Below are 20707 nucleotides of genomic sequence, written 5' to 3'. Positions count from 1 at the left end.
CCTGGTGACTGCTCGCCATCACGAAGAGTTGTATCAAAAATTTGGATTTTTTTCATTTCGTTTGTCATTGTTAATTCCTCCTAGGGATTCGTTTGGATGTATTTTTTTCATTTTTGGGTACAAAAAAAAGCGCGTCGTCTCCTTGTAAGAGACGACGCGCTTACGCTGCCGTGGTACCACTCTAATTGACCGATTCTTGCTGCAGAAGCTTAAACAATGCTGCCTTGCAAAAAAGGCAATATTGAATAGCTTGCTGCGGGAACCGAGCCCGCTTAAATGCCCGATGACGGCGGCTAACCGTAACGTTGTAGACAAAAACTGTCTTTTATGACAGCTTGCTTCCCACGTTCCGCTCCCAGGCGAGATTCAAACCTCAGCTTCGACTGCGTCACACCACCCCGCAGCTCTCTGTACGATTTCAATTCGTTCATCTGCTTTTGATGAACATATCTTGAAATTCGTTTTGCCAGCCTACTGTTCTACTGCTCCTGTTCATTGCGTTTTTACTCTATATGGATTGTTGCTGCTCATTAAATCGTTAAATCCTTCACTTCAAGACAACAAGAAAAACCTGTCATCTCTTGAATCAAGAGACGACAGGTTATTATGACCCGCGCGGTACCACCCTTGTTGACACCCATACGTTCGCAAACGAGCAGGGACGCCCAACTTAAGCATATGGCCAACTCCGGATGTTGACTCACATGCACCCGATTACGGTGGTTAACCGTAACAATGTACCTGCATGGCTATCAGCATGAACTCATGCTGCCATCGTTTCCACTGTTCCGCTCCCAGGCGAGTTTCAAGCATCCTTCGACTGCGTTGCACCATCCCGCAGCTCTCTTGTGTCATAACGACGTATGAATGATGCACATTCATAGTGACGTTTCAGACATTCCCGGACAAGCTTTACTATTCCTGTTCTTTGCGTTTGTAACGTATGAAGTTGAAGTTTGAAGTATTGTTGCTTATTATATGCTCTAATAAATTGTCTGTCAATTCCAATTGAAAATATTTTTTATTAGCCCCTATTCAGCCAACGAATGTGGCATATTGCTCACTGACCAGCTCTCAAGCGATAAACCAGGGTCAGCTTTCATGTCAAGATCTGTGAATTGCGACCGTTTTAGCTTCAAATAAGCCGCTGCTCCAATCATTGCAGCATTATCTGTACACAGCGAATTCGGCGGTATAAGCAGAGGCACACGTTCTGACACGCACTTTGCACTTAAAGCTGCCCTCAAGCCCTTATTCGCTGCCACGCCGCCACAAAGCAGCAGCTGCTTCGCACCATATTGTTTGACTGCGCGCAGAGCTTTTGTGACGAGCACCTCAGTGACTGACTCTTGGAATCCGCGAGCAAGTGCCGCCTCATTCAGGACTAAACCTTTCATTCTCGTCTGATTAATAACCGCTAGTACTGCCGATTTCAAGCCGCTAAAGCTAAAATCATAGCTATCCGGTTCCAGCCATGCACGAGGCAAAGTAATCGATTCGTCTGCTTCGACTGCAAGCTTGTCGATATGCGGCCCTCCTGGGTAAGGCAAGTGCAGCGCACGCGCTACCTTGTCATATGCTTCACCGACTGCGTCATCCCTAGTACGGCCAACAACTTGGAAATCACCTTCACTTTTTAACAGCACTAACTCTGTATGGCCCCCCGAAACAACTAGCGCCATACATGGATATATAATGTCATGAACGAGCTCATTTGCATAAATATGACCTGCAATATGATGCGTACCGATCAATGGAATATCTAATGCCATAGACAGGCTTTTGGCCGCTACAATACCTACGAGCAAAGCCCCTACAAGACCGGGACCTTGTGTGACTGCGATAGCTGACATATCCTTTAGCGTCAGCCCTGATTCCTTGACAGCCTGTTCTATTATCAATGTAATCGACTCTACATGTTTACGCGATGCAATCTCGGGAACTACACCGCCATATCGTTCATGTATTTCAATTTGGCTGGACACGACATTCGATAAAATATGTTTTCCACCGCGAATAACCGCCGCTGACGTTTCGTCGCAGCTCGTTTCAATCGCCAAAACAAGATCATTCATTGGCTGTTCATTCACTGCCTGTTTCGATTGATTCACATTCATTGCTCCCTTACCTTCAACCGCTCTTTGTCTAGCTCAGCCCACATTATAAGCGCGTCTTCATTGTTGTCCGAGTAGTACCGCGGGCGTATGCCGGCAGGCTCAAAACCGTATTTCCGATAAAGGTTTTGCGCAATTTCATTGGAGGGACGAACCTCTAGCGTCATCTTTACCGCGCCAAAGAAAACTGCCGTCCGCTGCAGCTCATTAAGCAAGCAGTTTCCTAAACCTTGCCCGCGATAATCTGAGCGTACCGCAATATTCGTTACATGCGCTTCGTCCATAATAACCCACATGCCGCCGTAGCCTATTATTTGTTCCTCATATTCCATAATCATATAGCGAGCAAATAAGTTGTTCATGAGCTCATTCGTGAATGCTTCCACAGTCCATGGACTCGTAAAGGCTTCCTGTTCAATCGCAACGATAGCGGGTATGTCTGCCATAGTCATCGCTCGAAAAATGAGTTTGTTCACTTCTAATTTCATGCCTTAGCTTCACCTGCCTGCTTTGCCTTCCATACGACCTCAGCCTCAGTTAGCTGAGTGTAGTTAGGAATAAGAGTATGCGGATCTTCTATTAGACCTGACTGCAGTCTTTTGAGGCCAAGCTCTGCTATCCATTTGCCCTCTTGGATAAAGGGTTGAAGCTGAACGATAACGCCTGCTGCCTCGCCAATCTGCTTCAAGCGCATCGCGCTTTCTTCGTGAAGCGACAGGTCGCCGACAAGTGAGATGCTCCGTATGCTTCCAGCCGGCAAATTCGCTAATCGCTGCTCAAGCTGATCTACAAAATCCTTCATAATACGAACGCCATCATCCAGCCAGCGAGTCCATTCAGATGCATCCGTCATCAAGAAAGCCGATGTATACACCTGACCGCGCCTTGCATCCATAATCGGAAATACCCAATGCTCGCCATTATGCATTTTCTCCAGCTCCGCAATTCCGCTCACCTGCTGATGCCAAGCGCCATATGCTATGGCCTCCAAGCTGGACACGCTCACCAGCGGCTTGTTCCATACCCATGCCAACGTTTTTGCTACAGAGATCGCGATACGCATTCCTGTATATGATCCTGGTCCATTCCCAACCGCAATCGCCTCGATGTCCGTAGTAGCAAGGCCGCTTTTTCGCAGCATTTCTTGAATATGCGTCACAACGTGTACAGAATGGTTTCTTTCCGCTAACGTTTGAATTTCCGCAAGCACCTCATGACCGCTAACGATAGCAGCTGCCATCGACGCCGTGGACGTATCTAAAGCGAGTATCGGTCCCGTTTGATTTCTCTGCTCATTACTCATCTGTCTGCTCCTAACTTGCTTAAAGCTTCACACCAGCCTGCGTAAATTTCACCATAGCCGGTCAATTGTATGCGCCGTGCTTCATCGCCAAGATGCTCAATATACAGCTCCAACCTCTCAGTTGGCAGCAGCTCCTTGATCAAGCTAGCCCATTCCACAATCGTTACGCCATCGCCATAAAAATAATCATCCAAACCAAGCTCATCCGCTTCCTCCAGCGACAGCCTGTAGACATCCATATGATAAAAGGGAAGCTGATTCCCTTCATATTCTTTAATAATTGTAAAAGTCGGACTATTCACAATGCCTCTCACACCGATTGCGCCTGCAAAAGCTTGTGAAAATCTAGTTTTTCCCGCGCCCAGATCACCATCCAATGCAAGCAATGTACCTGGTTTTACCCAAGCTGCAAGCTGTTCGGCTAGCGTTACAGTGTTTTGTTCCGTTTGTGCCAGCCAAGTGGCATGGCTTATCTGTTGTTGCATGCTATTCACCCGTTCATGTCGAAAAATGATTATATCCGCGTTTCTTAAGCAAAACTCTCTTCTCCAAATGAGGCAGCGACTCTTTTTCCTTAAAAGCTTGATCATGTCGAATGAGCTCAACAGCGGGCTCACCCATCTCGGTTTCTCCAATAATAAAAAAAGGAATACCTTCTTGATGAAAAGCTGCTCGCATCGCTTCCGCATGTTCTGGTGCCATCGTGCCTAGCAAGACGTAATCTTCTCCGCCATACAGCATCCATTCCAGCGGATCTATTCCTGCACTTGAAGCGTAAGCGGCCAAGCTGCCGCTCTTTGGCAGAAGCTTCTCATAAAGCACGAGGCGAAGCCCCGACGCTTCAGCAATTTCCCATGCTTCGCTCGCCAGGCCGTCGCTTACATCATTAAGTGAACGACAGCTCCCATGCTCAAGCAGCAGCCTTCCCGCACGCACTGAAGGATTTGGCCGCTGATGCGCCTGCACTAGCAAACCTTCCCTACCCGCGCTGAAATCCGCGGGCTGCAGCACCACGCGCTCCTCCTCTGCAAGGAGCGCATGCAATCCCGCCGCCGACATGCCTACGGCGCCGGTCACAAACACTGCATCGCCCGGCTTTGCGCCCGAGCGACACAGCTCACGCCCTGCTTCCACGGTGCCAACCACCGTTACAGCGACAACCAAATGCTCCGGCGCCGACGTCGTATCGCCGCCTACAATGGCAACCCCGTAGCGCTCGGCGCACTCGTACAGCCCATCATACAACCTCCGCATTCGCTCCGGCGTATACGATGGCGGCACGCTGACCGAGACGAGCGCATGCAAAGGCACGCCTCCCATCGCGGCAATATCGCTAATGTTGGCGGCAAGCGCCTTATAGCCGACATCCTCGTCCCGCATCGTCGACGGCTTGAAGTGTACCGTCTCCACCATCGTGTCGACGGCCAGCAGTATCCGCTTTGGAGCAGCAATGCCATCCGCAGCAGAAGCGGGATCAACTACGGCGGTATCATCGCCTATCCCTATAACCACGCCGCGCTCGCGCTGCCAAGCACTTCCTTGCATGCCTGCCGTCCAATGATGAATACTCGCAAACTCATCCAAATTGCTGGTCTCCTTCATCTCAAAGCAAAAGTGGGCCGATCTGTGCAAGCCAAATCGGCCGCGCATTTCTTAGAAACTGACTACTACCATCATTAGTGAATATCCCGTTTCTTAAACCGTCCGCCCTTCACATCGTGAATATTGCCGACGGCAAGAAACGCCACAGGGTCAAGCTCATGAACAATCGACTTCATCTTCGCCTCTTCAAGCCGCGTAATGACACAAAAAATAACGCGTTTGCTGCCGCCAGTAAAGCCGCCTTCGCCATGCAGGTAAGTAACTCCGCGTCCTAAACGGCTCATAATCGCTGCGCCGATTTCCTTCGCTTCATCGCTAATGATCCACACCGCTTTGGATTCATCGAAGCCCTCGATCGTAATATCAATCAATTTATAAGCAATATAATACGCGATAAGCGAATACATCGCCCGATCCCAGCCAAACACGAAGCCTGCACTGCCGAGAATGAATAAGTTGAAAAACATAACGGTCTCGCCAACCGAAAGAGGAATACGCTTATTAAACACGATCGCAACAATTTCGGTACCATCGAGCGATCCGCCAAACCGAATAACCATGCCAACGCCAATGCCCAAAATGACACCGCCGAATATAGCAGCTAGAAAAGGCTCTACCGTAAGAGGCGGTACGGGATGAAGCAAAAACGTTCCTAGCGACATGACCGAAACGCCGTACAGCGTCGATATTGCAAAGGTTTTGCCGATTTGCTTGTAACCAAGGAACAAAAATGGAAGATTAAGAAGAAAGAGAAAAAGACCAAGCGGCACTTTCGTTAAATAGGAGGCCATGATCGATATGCCGACAATACCACCATCAATAATATGATTTGGTACTAGAAAGATTTCCAGCCCAACTGAGACGAGCGCAGCGCCTAGTGTAATAAACAGCACTCTTCGCAACACTTCGAGCTTGGACAGTTTGTGGTGCTGTAATGATCCCATAAATGTACGCACATCCCCCTATTAGCTCTATTTCTCATTATTTTACCTTAAAAAGTACCAGATATAAAGCAACTCTGTCATTATTGCAAAAAAAGAAACCTTCCACTTTAGCAGCAATTTGCCTCTAAGAGAAGGTTTCTATCCGTGTTTAATATTCAAGTAAGCGCGAAAGACATAGCGCCTATTTCCTACAAAAAATAATTACAACTCCTTTACGATTGTAATATGAAGCTCGTTCTTGAGCTCAATCTCATAAGGCGATGCCGGCATTGTGCCGTCTGGCTCCATAATAATTCGTATACGGGGACGATGGACAGCGAGCTCCGTATTTTCTGAAACGACACCAACTTGACCAGTGCTAAGCAAAAGCGAAGTCGAAACTGGATATATTGATATATGCCGACAGAACAGCTTAATCAAGTCCAGATCAAAAAAGGTGCCGCCGGCAGCAAATAAAAACTCAATCGCTTCGCTTGCCGTGTACCGTTTGCGATAAGGTCTTGGTGAAGTTAATGCATCAAAAGTGTCCGCTAATCCTACGATTTGAGCGTACATATGAATCTCACTTTCCTTGAGCCCGCGCGGGTAACCTGATCCGTTAAATCGTTCATGATGCTGAAGCGCGCAGTGTGCAGAAACGATAGATATATCGTGATACTTGCGTAATATATCGAACCCGTCCTTCGCATGGCTTTTGATGACTTCACGTTCCGCCAGCGATAAACCGCCGGTATGAGCCAGCAGCTTTGGCGGCACCTTTGTCATACCAATATCGAAGAGCAGCGCGCCAATGCCAAGCTCTTCAAGCTGATTGCGATTAAAGCCCTTTGCCATGCCCATAATGCCTGAAAGCACAGCCACGTTAAAGGAATGCTGAAATAAATAACCTTCCATGGCATGAATGCTCGTTAAATTAACCAGCATGTTTGGTCTTGAGGATAAATCCTGCATAATTTGGCCGAATACCGCCCGAAAATTGCGGCCCATATCCGGTGCGATCGTTCGCCCTTTTGTTACGGTCTGGTCTTTGAAGGAGTTCATCGTTTTGTAAATAGTATCGACCGCTTGCTTACGCGTTTCATCACGGATCGTATCTTCAGGAATCAGATCCTCCGTCAACCCATCCTCTATGAATAGAAAATCGATGCCTAAGTTCCGCAATCGATCGATGTAACGATCATTCAATTCAACCCCTTCTCCTAGAAGCACGTTGCCGTTTTCTTGAAAAATGGGTTTAGCCACCTTGTCTCCCGGCTTGACCATTCCAATCTGCGTTTTTCTCATTAGATTAGTTCCCGCCTTTGATAGTTTAGCGATTGTAACCGGATCAAATCCATTTTATCAGAACTATGTCCAACTGACTATGCAGCAAACACGAAAAAGCCTAAACATATTGTTCAGGCTGCTAGGCTAATTTTCGTTTAACAATCCGATTACGTCCATTATACTTGGCCTCATATAATGCGGCATCTGCCTGTGCAAGCAACTCTCTTAAGAAAGCTTTTGGATCTACTAAATCGGTTGGGTCAACATGTTCAATAGAGATTACGCCCATGCTTATCGTTACCGATACCGGCTCCTCAGAGGTTCCCGTGTTTATTTTATTTTGCTCAACCGATTCCATAAGAATCTCCGCTATCTGATCGGCTTGGTCTCGGTTGGTATGCGGCAAATACACCGTAAATTCTTCTCCGCCATAACGAGCTAATATATCCGTAAATCGCAGAACTCCTCTAACGGCATCAACCGTACCGCAAAGCACCTCATCACCAATTAAGTGGCCATATTTATCGTTAATCAATTTAAAATGATCGAGGTCAAATAAAAATATAGAGAAGGGTATGCCATAACGAATATTAGCAATCACTTCTTGCTCCAATTGATGGAGCAAGTAACGCCGATTATAGCAGCCGGTCAAACCGTCAGTAATCGCCATATGCTCAAGCTTCTTATTCGCTTGAAACAGCTCGTCCTGCATAATAAGCAGATCGCGATTTCGATCTTGAAGCAGCTCGTTCTGAACATTCGTTTCTTCGACTAGCAGGCGAAGCTCCGTCACATCTTGGAAGGTCAGTACTCTGCCTACCAATGTCTTCTTATTGTTCAATATAGGCGCAGACTGTACGATAATATGCCTATGCTTGTCATGCTGAATTGCAATTTCCATCTCAAGCCTGTCCATCGGACGCTTATTCTGCTCTTCAAAAAAAGCAGCAATATCTCTAGTAACCTCGCCTTTAAATTGCGGTCCTAGATGAGCGGAATTAAACTTGTCGCCAATGCGCAGCCTCAGAATCGGCTTTATTACTTTATTTACATCAATAATGATATCGTTCTCATCGAGCACGATAATACCCATCGACATCGTATTCATTACATCTCTTTGTACGGTTTGAATAATATCGAGTACTTTGTTCCGTCTAATGGCATGTACCAAATAAACAGCGGCAACAGCCATTCCTACTGAAATAAGCGGAATATATTGATTCATTTTTTCAATTAATAGAACATTGATAAATAAATCTGTTATAGCAAACGAAACGAGTACAAACATACCGTTTATTGCGGTTTTGATTAATGTGCGCTGCCGTACCGAATTTTCGCCGCGCAGCTTGTAGAACATAATAACAAAAGAAACGGTTACATAAACAATTAATTGCGTAATCATAATCCAGTACAACGGCCCTTGCTCTAGCTGCTTGAGCGGACTTAGCTGATCGTTAATTCGTAGAAACATGCCATTTGGGTTAATGATAACCACAGCTACAGAAATAAGCGCGGGCATCGCTAAAATGAACAACCGGCTCTTTCGTATAACATACGACTGGCCGGTGAGATATACGATGAATACGAACCATCCAATTCCAAGCAGAGAAAGCCCTACATACGATATGGAAACGTAAAATAGTCTAAAGAGCGCAGAAGTTGTCGTCTGGGACGCAAATTGAAAAAGCGTCCAACACATAAAAACGACATGCAAAGTCAAATACATACGATGCAAAATCGTAACGTTGCTGGAGGCAAACACGTAGAAAAACAAGCCGAGCAGCACTAGAAACATACTAAAGTCTAGCCAGATCATCCATTCCAATACGGTTCACCCATTCATTTGATAGCCATCTTCTTCCATTGTAGCAAATGTTAATACTATCGACAATTGCTTACCCTCAAAAAATTCAAAGTGTAACATTCGCCAATAAGCAATATTATTTGGAGATATGATTAGGCCATCGTTCGGAAAGCATATGCTCCAGCGACGGGGAAATGTTCAGAAACTGACGAAATTGCTCATACTCTTCCCATTTTTTCATAGAAAGCCCATGCTGCTCTGAACGGACCGCGCGAATGAGCAGATTTTTTGGCGTATGCTTTGGATCTACAAATTCCAGCATCGAAACCTTATACCCCAAAACCTCCAGCAAAGTTCCTCTTGCGGCATCCGTGGCGAGTGCGGAAAAACGCTCCTTCAGCAGGCCTTGAGAGAGTAACGGAGATAAAACATCACTCTTTACCTGCTTGAACAGCTCATGCTGGCAGCAAGGTACCGACATAATAACGGAGGCTCCCCAATTAACAGCTTTGGCAAGCGCAGCATCCGTAGCCGTGTCGCATGCATGCAGAGTGACAACCATATCAGCAGCTTGCAGCTCTTCATATTCAGCAATGTCACCTACGAGAAACTTAAGCTTGTCATAACCCAGCTTCTCCGCAAGTTCCGAACAGAAAGCAATGACATCGGCTTTCAAGTCAAGTCCAATAATGTTAATATTCCTCTTCTGCTCCACTGCAAGCAAATGGTAAAGCGCAAACGTTAAATAAGATTTGCCGCAGCCAAAATCAACGATCGTAATTTCCCTGTCCGTTGGCAAATACGCAAGCACATCCGTTACCATCTCTAGAAAACGATTGATTTGTCTGTATTTATCCTGTTTTTTGGCGTGGACAAGCCCTTCCTGCGTCATAATGCCAAGCTCAACAAGAAAAGGGGCCGCTTGACTCTCGGACAAAATACGCTGTTTCTGCCGATTATGCTGCAAATTCGCTTTGCTCGAATCACCAGTTGGCGGTTTCTTTAAAATAGCCGCTTTCCCTTTTTTGCTAAAGAGCAATTGAACGTCAGCCTCGTTCGTTTTTACAAGCGCCTGACGGTAGTTCTCCTGCAGCAAATCGATGACTCGCTCAGCCGCTTGCGGCTCAGCAACATTGTCATGCGTAACCTTGTTTGCAAAATGATATTCAAATTGATAAAACAAGCCGTTCTTCATCTCAATGGGACGAATGATTGTTTTAGGCGCTGCGGTTCCGTCCTTCCGCTTCGGCTGGCTAAGCGTAGCCTGCAGCAGCTCTTTGCCAGTGATCCATTTCGTAATTTCTTGCTGCCATTGTTCCGTCATGCTGTCCAATCACTCCTAAATCAGTTTTGAAGCTAAGCTCATTATACGTACGCTTATGCTATATCGTCTGTTTGCTGCTTGGCAAGGTCTTCAATTCCCTGCTCTATCTCCTCGCGCGGCAGCCCTCCCGCTTCAAGCCGTTCGTCTGGTTGTAACAATATTCGTTTATAGGCTGCTTCTGCTTCCTCGTTCGTCAGCGCGTTATCTTCAAGCAGCTCATGCATCATATTTTCAACAGCGTCATAACGCCCTTCTGCTTCAAGCCATTCCATTAACAAACGTTTCGTTGCTAGGGGCAATTCATAAGGCTTCAGCCGCTCAAGCAGCTCCTTTATTTGTTCGCGGGGCTCGGTAATCGTTGGTGCCGCATCTACTAGCGACAATCTTAGAAACAAATGCAGCGACTTCACATACGCGATGAAGCTCTCATCCTCGCGTCCCAAGTCGGCAGTCAATTCAGCTTCCTGCTTCATCAGAAGAGCGATGGCTTGCAAATGATCCGTTTCCAATATCCCGTTCGTCGTCATCATTTTCAGTAAGTCTTCATCCGAAAGGGAACGAATAAGCTTGCTGCTTAGCCTAAACTTTGTATCAAGAAGCTCATCGATGTAGAGCAAAGCCTCCTCGTGCTTGCGCTCTCGCCTCAAATTCATAATTTGACCGACTGCTTCTGTCATTTGCTCAATCATTCGCATGAAATAATCGCGCTGAAACATCTGGTTCCCCCTCTCGCCAATCTACTGCTGCTTATTCTTTACAAAGCTAAGAATAGCATTGATCAATTGCTTCGGCTCTTCGATCATTCCCATATGACCTGCGCTGCCAAGCTCCACTTTCACGGCCCAGCCGTTTGATGCTGCAAAAACACTTTCCACCGGAATAACCTTATCTGACACCCCTGCAACAAGAAGTACTGGCAGCTCAGATTGCTCGATTACCTGCGTCCGGTTTGGACGTGCCTTCATTCCTTTTGCTGTGCTGATTGCACCTTGCAGGGATGTGCCATAGCCTATTTTCTTTCCTTGCTCAACCTCAGCGGACAAAGCCTCCACATTATCGGGAGCAAACAGCTTAGGAATAAGACCATCAACGAATGTCTTCACGCCATCTTGCTCGAGAGCCGCTGCTGCTTTATCACGGTTTTCTTTGGCAGCGTCACTATCTGCTAGCGCTGTTGAATGGATCAGGCCAAAGCCAGAAAGCTTCTTCGCATATTTTTCAGCGAATGCAAGAGTAATATAGCCCCCTAAGGAATGCCCAAGCAATACTGCATTATGAATTTGCAGCTTGATAAGCAGCTCAGCAATATCCTCCGCATACAACTCCATCGTATAAACCTCATCACTTGGCGCAGAGCTTCTTCCATGCCCGCGTGCGTCTGGCGCAATGATACGTACAGATTGCTCTAGCCCATCCAAGATATGCTCCCAATAGGAAGAGCTTCCGCAGTAGCCATGCAGCAAAACGACAACCTCGCTAATGCCATCCGCCGCGCCTCCGTCATCCGGATGGGAATCATAATATGCAAGCTCCAATCCGTTATTCAAAAAAAGCTTACGCTGTGCGATTGAGTATACTTCTTTGCTATTTTCATTTGTCATTTGTTCATGCTCCTCTACACGGATGGAATTTGTAATGCTTGATTAACATATGACAAGCTATCCGAATGCTGGCCCCAAGCTGAATCTACCGCGCACGCGATCTCGCTTGCCATACGCATCACTTGGTAAAGTGAAGTCGTTTGCAGCATCCAGTAAGCCTTGGGTCCGTTAGCATTTACTACGCCTGCAATACTATAATGCCCAATTGCTGGAAGTCTGCGGCCGATTGCCTTTCCTGGCTCAAGCGGTCCTTCGTGCAAAATAAAACGGCCGATGGAGGTTGGTTTGCCAAGGCATGCATCAATGGCAATGACAACGTCATCTTTATGCAGCGACTGAGCGGCTTGCTGAACCGCATGCGCATCACATGGCTTGTCTAATGTTCCAATGACATTCGGCCAACCTCTCTCCTTAAGCATCGTTCCCACTAATGGACCAAGAGAGTCCCCTGTGGAACGATCACTGCCTATACATACAAATACAATGCCGCTGCGATTCATATACTTATTTGCAATGGCACAAAAAAAGGACTCCAATTCACTGCTCGTTAGCTGTTCCGTCGTATTGCACCTGCCCTGTCTTCGATTGCCAATCGTATCTTGTTCAATTGTATCCAATTTTATGATACTGTTCAATTTGTGGTCATTCTCGTTTGAAACATGTTACAATTGCAGCATTGCAAAACGTTCGAACAAGCCCATTTCCGAAGCCGAATTCGGCTCGCAAAAACTTTAGGAGGCACTCCATGACGAATTTAGACTTACAAACGCAAGAAAATGTAGCGTTTATGATTGAAGTTATCAAAACAAAGCTGAAAATGGCTTCCGCTGCAGCGATGCAGGCATCTAACTTTGATCTCAATAAATATGAGGATATAAAAGATCTGTACGAAGTAGTCGCTTCAAAAGAGAAATTCAGCATCAGCGAGGTAGAAGCGCTCGTTTCCGAGCTTGGAAAGCTGCGTTTGCAATAAACTATTTACAAACATAATATTCCAGTATCAGACATTTATTTTCATTTTTCTACAAAAGAAGAACCGAGCCAGGCAACTTCGCCGAACTCGGTTCTTTTTATTGTTCATTCAGTATTTACTCCAGCTCTTCCACTTCTATTTCCGCAGCTTCTATAGACAGCTTTATTGATACTTCTTTGTGCTCGCCTTTTAGAAAATGTGCGATTCGCTCCAGCTTGTCTGCAAGTGCAGGTCCGCTTAGCGTCGTATTTAAATGGTAATCGAAGCTATCCGACGGAAGCTTGCGCTCCGCGAAAGCAGACTGCCCGGTCCAGCCGCGCTCTCCGCCAGCATTCGTTCTCGTTATGAGCTGCTCTTGGACGGGATAAAACTTATCTGATTTATTAACAACTCTTTCGTAAATCCGAAGCTTCTTCAGCAGCATATAATATTGCGCGGAATGCTTGAAGTTCCAAGCTTCCCGAATGTCTTTAAGCGTGTAATCCATCTTCCAACGCTTTAATTTTTCCACTTGCTCATCAGTGCTAAGCTGCAAAAAGTCGTCCAACGGCAGCATTTTTTCGGACATCTTGACCCCTCCGATAAATAGTTTATAGAGAAATAAAAATATAATTCAAAAAGGTTTGTTTATTCTATAAAAAATACCATAAATTTTGTCACTTTACAAATTAATATAATTTCACAATGCATGATTATAAAACATTATATAAATTGCTTCATTTTTAAGCTTGATAACAAAAAACCTCCATCCAATCGCTAGTGGCCCGCGTGGATAAAGGTTTTATAATTTTATGCTCTTTGGAGCCCTATAGACGTTAAGAAACGTTCGAAGGCTGCGGCGCCATCAGCTGTGCGCTTGTATACGCCTGCGTCCTTCAACACCTCTAGAAACTTGCTGCCCGTTTCAGCTTCAACGATTTTTTTCGCTTGTTCAGCAGTATTTGAAGATCCAAAACGATCGATTAGAGCTAGCAGCCACTCTGCATGCTTATGGAGCGGATGAGAGTCCGCATGAAGCTCTTCTGGAACAGCAGCTGATGCCCCTGACAAATAAGCTGCAATTTGCTCCAGTTCATCCTTCAAGCGTCCTGGCAGTACTGCAAGTCCCATGACTTCGATCAAGCCGATATTTTCTTTCTTCACATGATGCAAATGCTGATGCGGATGGAAAATACCGTCCGGATGCTCTTCGCTCGTGCGATTGTTGCGAAGCACTAGATCAATCTCATACTCGCCATTGTCCCGTAGACGTGCAATAGGCGTAATCGTGTTATGCGGAGTATTTGTACCATCGGCCTGCTTCGTAAATGCCAGCACATCTACAGCCTCATCGCTATAATTACGCCATTCAACGAGAATATGGCAAGCTGCACGATGAACATCCGCTTTGGACGTCCCGTTAACCCGAACGACTGACATCGGCCAGTTCACGATGCCAAAGCGCAAGCCTGGCAGCTTAGGGTCAGTAAACAGCGTATCTGTTGATGCAGCTTCCATCGGAAACACATGGCGRCCGCCTTGGAAATGATCATGGCTTAGAATCGATCCGCCGACTATCGGCAAATCAGCGTTCGAGCCAATGAAATAATGCGGAAACAATTCCACGAAGTCGAGCAGTCTCGCGAATGAAGAATGCGAAATAACCATCGGCTCATGTGCGCCTTTGAAAATGATGCTGTGCTCATTGTAATAAACATACGGTGAATATTGCAGATACCACTGCTCTTCTTGCAGCGTGAGCGGCAGGACACGCAGGTTTTGACGAGCCGGATGATCAGGACGGCCAGCATAGCCAACGTTTTCTACGCAGAGCAAGCACTTCGGATATTTCGCCTGCGGCATCGTTTTGAGCAGCGCAATCTCCTTCGGATCTTTCTCGGGCTTCGAGAGATTAATCGTAATCTCAAGATTTCCGAATTCTGTCTCGTGCAGCCAATAAAGGTTTTTGCGAATGCGGTCCATCCGAATGTAGTTCGAATCGATGCTCAGGTTGTAGAATGCGTCCGTAGCTGCTTTTAGCCCCTGCTCCTTCGCCAAACGCTGAAATGCAGCGCTGGCTTCAGAAGGACGCGGCAGCAAGAAGCCCATAATGCGAGCATCAAGCAAATCGCGATATGTCGTCGTATTATCTGGAATGAGTCCGATTGCGTAACCATAGTCAAGCAGCGGCTCCAGAAGCGGTACTGCGCTTTCGAGTCGCTCCTCCGGCACTTGGCCTTCAAAAGGCTCAGTAAAGTGAAAGAGATCAAGCAGTTCGTTTCTCGCTGCATGCGTATCAAGCTGATCGTTCAGCAGATTGCGCTGCAATCCAAATTGCAGCAAGCGTTCTATAAGAATCAGCGCATCGTTTGCTGATGTTGCTTGTTGTTTGGTTTCCAAGGTGATGCAGCTCCTTTCCTTTAAGCGTCAATCCTAGTCGTTGTATCCATTTGGATTCGCTTCATGCCAGCTCCAAGCGCTTTTGATAATGTCTTCAAGCTTATCCCGCTTCGGATTCCAGCCCAGCTCCTTGCGAGCACGATCTGATGAAGCTACGAGAATAGCAGGGTCGCCCGCACGGCGAGCTTCGAACACAGCAGGGATTTCTTTGCCAGTCACTGTGCGCGCAATTTCAATAACTTGTTTGACAGAAAAGCCTGTTCCGTTGCCTAAATTGTATACAGAGCTTTCAGCTCCGCTGCGAAGACGATCCACTGCAAGCACATGGGCATCGGCAAGGTCGCTTACATGAATGTAATCACGGACACACGTACCGTCTGGCGTCTCATAGTCTTCTCCAAATACCGAAATATGAGGACGTTGACCAAGCGCTGCTTGGAGCACGATAGGAATCAAATGGGTTTCCGGGCTATGGTCCTCGCCGATTTTCCCGCTCTCATGAGCGCCCGCCGCATTGAAGTAACGAAGCGAAACAAATTTGATGTTATGAGCAACATCGAACCATTTCATCATTTTTTCCATCGCAAGCTTCGTTTCGCCATAAGCATTCGTCGGAAGCGTGCGATCGTACTCGTCGATCGGCACGTTCTCCGGTTCGCCGTAAGTAGCAGCTGTCGAAGAGAATACGATTTTACGAACATTGTATTCATTCATTTTCTCAAGCAGGCAAAGCGTACCAAATACGTTATTGTGATAATATTTGCCCGGATCCTTCATGCTTTCGCCAACAAGCGAATTCGCTGCAAAATGGATCACTGCATCGATTTCATTTTCCTTAAAGACGGTATCCATGAAAGCTGCATCGCGAAGATCACCCTCATACAGCTTGCCTCCAAGCAAAGCCTTGCGGTGACCCTGCTGCAAGTTGTCGACGATAACGATTTCCTCGCCGCGTTCCTGCAATGCCGCTACTGCATGCGAGCCGATGTAGCCAGCCCCTCCAGTTACTAATACTGCCATGATTCATTTCCCCTCTCCATTTGGTGTCGCATGATCATGCTATTTATACTAGGCGCTCTACGCCATTTCCGATTGTGCATACATAGAAGTCAGCAGTTAAGCCTGTTGCTTCATTATACTTGCGGCCTACCTCTGCTTGGAACGCTTCAACGCTGTCTTCGTGAAYGAGCGAAACCGTACATCCGCCGAAGCCTGCGCCCGTCATACGCGAACCTAGTACGCCTGGTACGAGGCGAGCAGCCGCAACCATGGCATCCAGCTCAGCACCCGTTACTTCGTAAAGATCGCGCAGCGAATCGTGTGAGCCGTTCATTAATTGTCCAAACTGCGCAAGATCGTTTGCTTTCAATGCTTTGATTGATTGCAGTACACGGTCGATTTCTTCTACCACATGCTGTGCGCGTTTGCGAACTGTTTCATCCTTGATCAGATGTTTTGCAGAGTTAAATTGCTCCAGATTAATCTGTCCAAGAAGCGTAAGCTCAGGGAATGCTGCTTTAAGATCCTGTACCGCCTGCTCGCATTGTGCGCGGCGCTCATTATAAGCGGAGTCAACCAAGCCGCGGCGTTTGTTCGTATTGCCTATTACCAGCTTATAGCTGCCGGAATCAAATGGAATGAGATCATATTCAAGCGTATCGCACATGAGCAGGATGGCATGGTCCTTTTTGCCGTTTGCAACCGCGAATTGGTCCATGATGCCGCATTGCACGCCATTAAACTCGTTTTCGGATTTTTGTGACAGCAATGCGATTTTCACTTTATCAGTTGGAAGTCCCTCAAGAGTTTGCAGTGCAAAAGCTGTTACGACCTCAATGGATGCAGAGGAGGAAAGTCCAGCACCATTTGGAATTTCGCCATGATACAGCAAGTCGTAGCCGCTGGAGAATTTCACGCCTGCTTGCAAAAGCTCATGAACAATTCCTTTAGGATAGTTCATCCAGTCGTCAGCCTCGTCATACACAATCGTGTCGAGCGAGAAGCTTTTTGACGCTGGGAAGTTTGTTGTCGCTAGACCAAGATGATGATCTGGGCGTTTGCGGATAAGAAGCGTCGTTCCGAAAGTTAGTGCAGCTGGGAATACGTAGCCGCCGTTGTAATCTGTATGCTCACCGATCAAGTTTACGCGGCCTGGAGCATGAAATACAGCGATGTCGCTTGCGTCTCCGCCGTATTGTTGTATGAACTGCTGTGTTAGCGCTTCAATGTTTGCCATTTGCTATCACGTTCCTTTTTATATCGATTTTGTATGTTTGGATAACAACTTTAGTATACGGGAAGCAGCAGTAAAACTAAATGGCGGCAAGTGCTTTTTATATGGATTAATGTGACTTCTCGCATAAACATCGGACATGCTATGATATTATAAACTCTACAATTGTTTATCTTCGCATTCCACTGTAAAGCAGGTGTAAAGTAAAATGCAGCAGGATATGTATACCGTAGCCTCCAATCCCGTTATCAGTGATGGCAAAAACTCCCCACTCAATGTATTGTTTGCTGGCGAGAGCCAAACGAAGCCGTACCACCGGCTTGGTCCCAAGGTTTATGACTTCTATTTGATGCACATCGTACTGGAAGGAAAGGGCATCTTTATTTGTGATGAGGTTAAGCATGAGCTTCGTGCAGGGCATACGTTCTTAATTGAGCCGGAACAATTAATCAGTTATGAATCTGACGGTGACACGCCATGGAAATATCGCTGGGTCGCATTTCATGGAACATTGTCCGCCGATCTTGTTGCAACCGCTGGCTTAACAGCCGAGCAGCAGGTAGTGTTTACGCCAGATAAGCGGCGAGCCGCTGCATTGTTTCGTCAAATCTATGATACCTTTAGGCGGGGAGGCGCTGCGTCTGATATGAGAGCCGTAGGTTATTTGCATTTGCTCCTTGCCGAGTACAAAAGCGCGCTCAATAGCCAGAACGGCAATGAAATCCGTACCTCCCAAGCAGAAGGCGATCATTTGCTTCAACAAGTCATCCATTACTTATCAACGCAGTATGCCCATCCGGTCTCCATTGAACAAATGGCGGAATCGCTTGGCTACAATAGAGCGTACTTGTCCCGTTTGTTCAAGCAGCGCATTGGCGTATCTCCCGTTACTTTCCTGCTCAAGCTCCGAATCGATAAAGCACGCCGCATGCTGAGGGAACGGCCAGAGCTGACCATCGAACAAATTTCCGCATCAGTCGGTCTACAGGATGCTCTGTACTTCTCCAAACAATTCCGCCGGCTTCATGGCCAATCTCCTACAGCATACCGCATGGCGATGCGGAATTTAGGTGACTAAGCAGCGCCGTTCAGCTGAATATCCATCCTCTTGTTAGTATCAGCTCCCGATCGCTTCATATTCGTAAATTCGGGTAATACTATCGTAGGGAGTGATGTTCTATGAAAGAGCTGCACACCGGTAACTTATATTGGCCGGTTACATTAAACAATCCCAAGGTGTATGCGCCCTTGCGGCAAAACAAAAAAACACAAGTGGCTGTTATAGGAGGCGGGATGTCAGGTACGATCTGTTCTTCTGTTTTCAATAAAAGCGGCCTTTCCACCATTATGCTTGAACGGGGACAGGTAGCCGGCGGAAGCACCTCAGCCAATACAGGCCTCCTGCAATTTTGCAACGATATTATGCTTTGTGACCTCATCGACCAAATCGGGGAGCGGGATGCCCAAATCTTCTATAAAGCGTGTAGAGATGCAGTCCAAATGCTCGAAAAAACAGCTATCTCCCTTTCTATCGATGTAGGATTGATTAGAAGAAACAGCCTGTATTATGCCTCTTCGGAGCAGGAGCTTCCTAAACTCAAAAGGGAATATGAGGCTTTAAAGGCTTGTGGACTTGAAGTCGAATTCTGGTCCCCGAGCGACATCGCCAAACATTTTCCGTTTCAGAAGCCAGGTGCGATCGTTGCACACGGCGACGCAGAGGTAAATCCTTATCAGTTCGTAAACGGTGTAGCAAACGATGCTGCTGAAGCTGGGCTTGAGATTTATGAGCAAACCGATGTCGTAGCACATGAAACGCTGCCAAGCGGCCTCCATCTTCTAAAAACCGCTGACGGTTATGAGATTGAAGCAGATCATGTTGTTTATGCTGTAGGGTATGAGCCTGAAGAGCTTCGCGGCAAGCTGATCAAAGCAGAGCTGAATCGCTCCTTTGCACTTGTCACTGAAGTTCAGCCAAGTCTTCAAAGCTGGCACGAACGCTTTCTCGTATGGGAAACTGCCCGTCCCTATTTGTATATGCGAACGACTATTGACGGCCGCGTCGTTGTCGGCGGCTTGGATGAGCATACTGAAAAGCCCACTCACAGCGATAAAGAACTTAGGAAACACAGCGATAAGCTGCACAGCCAGCTAAAGGCTTTATTTCCCGAGCTGCAGGCTCCCATTGCCTATCAATGGTGCGCCACCTTCGGAGAATCGCGTGACGGCTTGCCCTTTATAGGTGCTGATCCCGCTTGGAAAAATGTTTATTATTGCTTAGGTTATGGCGGCAACGGTACCGTATACAGCATGCTTGCATCCCATTTGCTGCGTGATCTTATTATCGGCGAAGAGCATCCCTTAACTGAAATCGTAAAGCTGGATCGCAAATCCTTAGCAAATGTATAATCAACAACATAAATGATACAACTTTTCATTGCGGCTGCCGTCCGTCGGACGGCTTATATACATAATTAAAAAGCCTCACCTATCGGCAAAAATGGCTTCTGCGCGATAAGTGAGACTTCTTTATATTTATCTTTCTGATGTAACCAGCAGCTATTCGCCAGCAATAACGCTAGAGGCATTGCAGGCGCGAAAAACAGCTTCTGCCGCCCCCAGCCGTGACAAATCCGGACCGCCATCCTTGTCAAACAACGATTTGCTTTCCAGAGTTTCAACAATAACGATTAATGAACCGCTTTGCAGAGCATCACTGCACAATCGAACTTCTTCATTTTCAAGACCAAGCGACTGCAGCGTTCCACTGTGATCGTCATCGCCAAGCAGAATTGCCGCTGCAAAAGGAAAACCTCCGGCAGCATAAGGCGCTGTCCCGTAACCTGTCATGCCATAAACAGCATTCATGCCAGCTCCTGCAAACCCAGCAGCAGCAGCCATGCCAAGACTACCTAAACCTTGACGGTCAGGTATATCTTCGAGCTCTCTAAGCTCGTCCACATGGACATCGCTCTCTGCTTCTACGCGCCTAGAATGCTCAGAATCTTTCGCTATGACTTTTAGCTCGCCTTGAACGAAGCCCGCTTGCTCCAGCTGTTCAATAGCCGTTATGACTTGCTGCTCCGTTTCAAATATGCCTATTTTTTTTGCCATTGCCTTATCCTCCTTATGTTGCATACTAATCTTGGTATGCCCTTCTTATG

The 20707-nt window shown here is 46.8% G+C and carries 20 protein-coding genes; 3 read left to right on the top strand and 17 right to left on the bottom strand.

All coding sequences use genetic code 11. From position 1 onward, the window contains the following. Positions 1-1031 precede the first annotated feature (1031 nt). The 12 genes from tsaD to yyaC form a co-directional block, all read right to left on the bottom strand. Positions 1032-2075, bottom strand: a complete 1044-nt coding sequence (gene tsaD, locus AC1DPK_RS31990) for a tRNA (adenosine(37)-N6)-threonylcarbamoyltransferase complex transferase subunit TsaD (RefSeq protein WP_441877589.1) — start codon at positions 2073-2075, stop codon at positions 1032-1034. A gap of 38 nt (positions 2076-2113) precedes the next feature. Beyond that, positions 2114-2602 (bottom strand): ribosomal protein S18-alanine N-acetyltransferase, encoded by a 489-nt coding sequence (rimI, locus tag AC1DPK_RS31985; RefSeq protein WP_339207222.1) that lies wholly within the window; start codon positions 2600-2602, stop codon positions 2114-2116. After that, a complete protein-coding gene (tsaB, locus tag AC1DPK_RS31980) occupies positions 2599-3417 on the bottom strand; it encodes a tRNA (adenosine(37)-N6)-threonylcarbamoyltransferase complex dimerization subunit type 1 TsaB (RefSeq protein WP_441877377.1) in 819 nt (272 codons plus the stop codon). Before tsaB ends, rimI begins: the two co-directional genes overlap by 4 nt. Beyond that, entirely contained in the window at positions 3414-3902 is a 489-nt protein-coding gene (gene tsaE / locus AC1DPK_RS31975; RefSeq protein WP_477512778.1) for a tRNA (adenosine(37)-N6)-threonylcarbamoyltransferase complex ATPase subunit type 1 TsaE, read from the bottom strand. The genes tsaB and tsaE overlap by 4 nt, the downstream gene beginning before the upstream one ends. Positions 3903-3915: 13 nt before the next feature. Next, positions 3916-5019, bottom strand: coding sequence for a thiamine-phosphate kinase (gene thiL, locus AC1DPK_RS31970; RefSeq protein ID WP_477512780.1), 1104 nt, complete (start codon positions 5017-5019; stop codon positions 3916-3918). A gap of 74 nt (positions 5020-5093) precedes the next feature. Further along, positions 5094-5963 (bottom strand): YitT family protein, encoded by an 870-nt coding sequence (locus AC1DPK_RS31965; RefSeq protein ID WP_076269656.1) that lies wholly within the window; start codon positions 5961-5963, stop codon positions 5094-5096. A gap of 201 nt (positions 5964-6164) precedes the next feature. Then, positions 6165-7247, bottom strand: coding sequence for an HD-GYP domain-containing protein (locus AC1DPK_RS31960; protein WP_441877386.1), 1083 nt, complete (start codon positions 7245-7247; stop codon positions 6165-6167). Positions 7248-7368: 121 nt separating this feature from the next. Then, positions 7369-9045, bottom strand: a complete 1677-nt coding sequence (locus AC1DPK_RS31955; protein WP_256710986.1) for a histidine kinase N-terminal 7TM domain-containing diguanylate cyclase — start codon at positions 9043-9045, stop codon at positions 7369-7371. Between the two features lie 124 nt (positions 9046-9169). Continuing rightward, positions 9170-10357 carry a class I SAM-dependent methyltransferase gene (locus AC1DPK_RS31950; RefSeq protein ID WP_477512777.1) on the bottom strand — a complete coding sequence of 396 codons (1188 nt, stop codon included), beginning with the start codon at positions 10355-10357 and terminating at the stop codon, positions 9170-9172. A gap of 53 nt (positions 10358-10410) precedes the next feature. Continuing rightward, the gene (locus AC1DPK_RS31945) at positions 10411-11073 is read right to left on the bottom strand and encodes a DUF6483 family protein (protein WP_441877392.1); all 663 of its coding nucleotides are present in this window, start codon (positions 11071-11073) and stop codon (positions 10411-10413) included. Positions 11074-11094: 21 nt separating this feature from the next. Beyond that, positions 11095-11958, bottom strand: coding sequence for an alpha/beta fold hydrolase (locus AC1DPK_RS31940; RefSeq protein ID WP_477512776.1), 864 nt, complete (start codon positions 11956-11958; stop codon positions 11095-11097). A 14-nt stretch (positions 11959-11972) separates the two neighbouring features. Further along, entirely contained in the window at positions 11973-12593 is a 621-nt protein-coding gene (gene yyaC / locus AC1DPK_RS31935; protein WP_477512775.1) for a spore protease YyaC, read from the bottom strand. A 110-nt stretch (positions 12594-12703) separates the two neighbouring features. On the opposite strand from yyaC, the gene AC1DPK_RS31930 reads away from it, so the two are divergent. Next, positions 12704-12931: a DUF1128 domain-containing protein gene (locus tag AC1DPK_RS31930; RefSeq protein WP_441877401.1), complete on the top strand. Its 228-nt coding sequence runs from the start codon at positions 12704-12706 to the stop codon at positions 12929-12931. 115 nt (positions 12932-13046) lie between these two features. Here the strand turns inward: AC1DPK_RS31930 and AC1DPK_RS31925 are convergent, their stop codons facing one another. From AC1DPK_RS31925 to AC1DPK_RS31910, 4 genes are all read right to left on the bottom strand, one after another. Continuing rightward, positions 13047-13499, bottom strand: a complete 453-nt coding sequence (locus AC1DPK_RS31925; RefSeq protein WP_477512774.1) for a hypothetical protein — start codon at positions 13497-13499, stop codon at positions 13047-13049. 221 nt (positions 13500-13720) lie between these two features. Continuing rightward, on the bottom strand, positions 13721-15310 hold the full coding sequence (locus tag AC1DPK_RS31920) for a UDP-glucose--hexose-1-phosphate uridylyltransferase (protein ID WP_477512773.1): 1590 nt from the start codon (positions 15308-15310) through the stop codon (positions 13721-13723). Positions 15311-15343: 33 nt separating this feature from the next. Then, complete coding sequence (galE, locus tag AC1DPK_RS31915) at positions 15344-16330, bottom strand: UDP-glucose 4-epimerase GalE (RefSeq protein ID WP_441877407.1); 987 nt, start codon at positions 16328-16330, stop codon at positions 15344-15346. Between the two features lie 43 nt (positions 16331-16373). Continuing rightward, positions 16374-17546: a galactokinase gene (locus AC1DPK_RS31910; protein ID WP_477512772.1), complete on the bottom strand. Its 1173-nt coding sequence runs from the start codon at positions 17544-17546 to the stop codon at positions 16374-16376. Between the two features lie 205 nt (positions 17547-17751). Here AC1DPK_RS31910 and AC1DPK_RS31905 point away from each other — a divergent pair, with 205 nt between their 5' ends. After that, positions 17752-18621, top strand: coding sequence for an AraC family ligand binding domain-containing protein (locus tag AC1DPK_RS31905; protein ID WP_477512771.1), 870 nt, complete (start codon positions 17752-17754; stop codon positions 18619-18621). A 101-nt stretch (positions 18622-18722) separates the two neighbouring features. Beyond that, the gene (locus tag AC1DPK_RS31900) at positions 18723-19952 is read left to right on the top strand and encodes an NAD(P)/FAD-dependent oxidoreductase (protein ID WP_477512770.1); all 1230 of its coding nucleotides are present in this window, start codon (positions 18723-18725) and stop codon (positions 19950-19952) included. A gap of 150 nt (positions 19953-20102) precedes the next feature. Here AC1DPK_RS31900 and AC1DPK_RS31895 read toward each other — a convergent pair whose 3' ends face one another. Further along, complete coding sequence (locus AC1DPK_RS31895; protein WP_477512769.1) at positions 20103-20657, bottom strand: hypothetical protein; 555 nt, start codon at positions 20655-20657, stop codon at positions 20103-20105. Between the last annotated feature and the right edge of the window lie 50 nt (positions 20658-20707).

Source organism: Paenibacillus sp. 01T424 (assembly GCF_056398745.1).
This window is presented reverse-complemented; position numbering and strand designations above follow the sequence as displayed.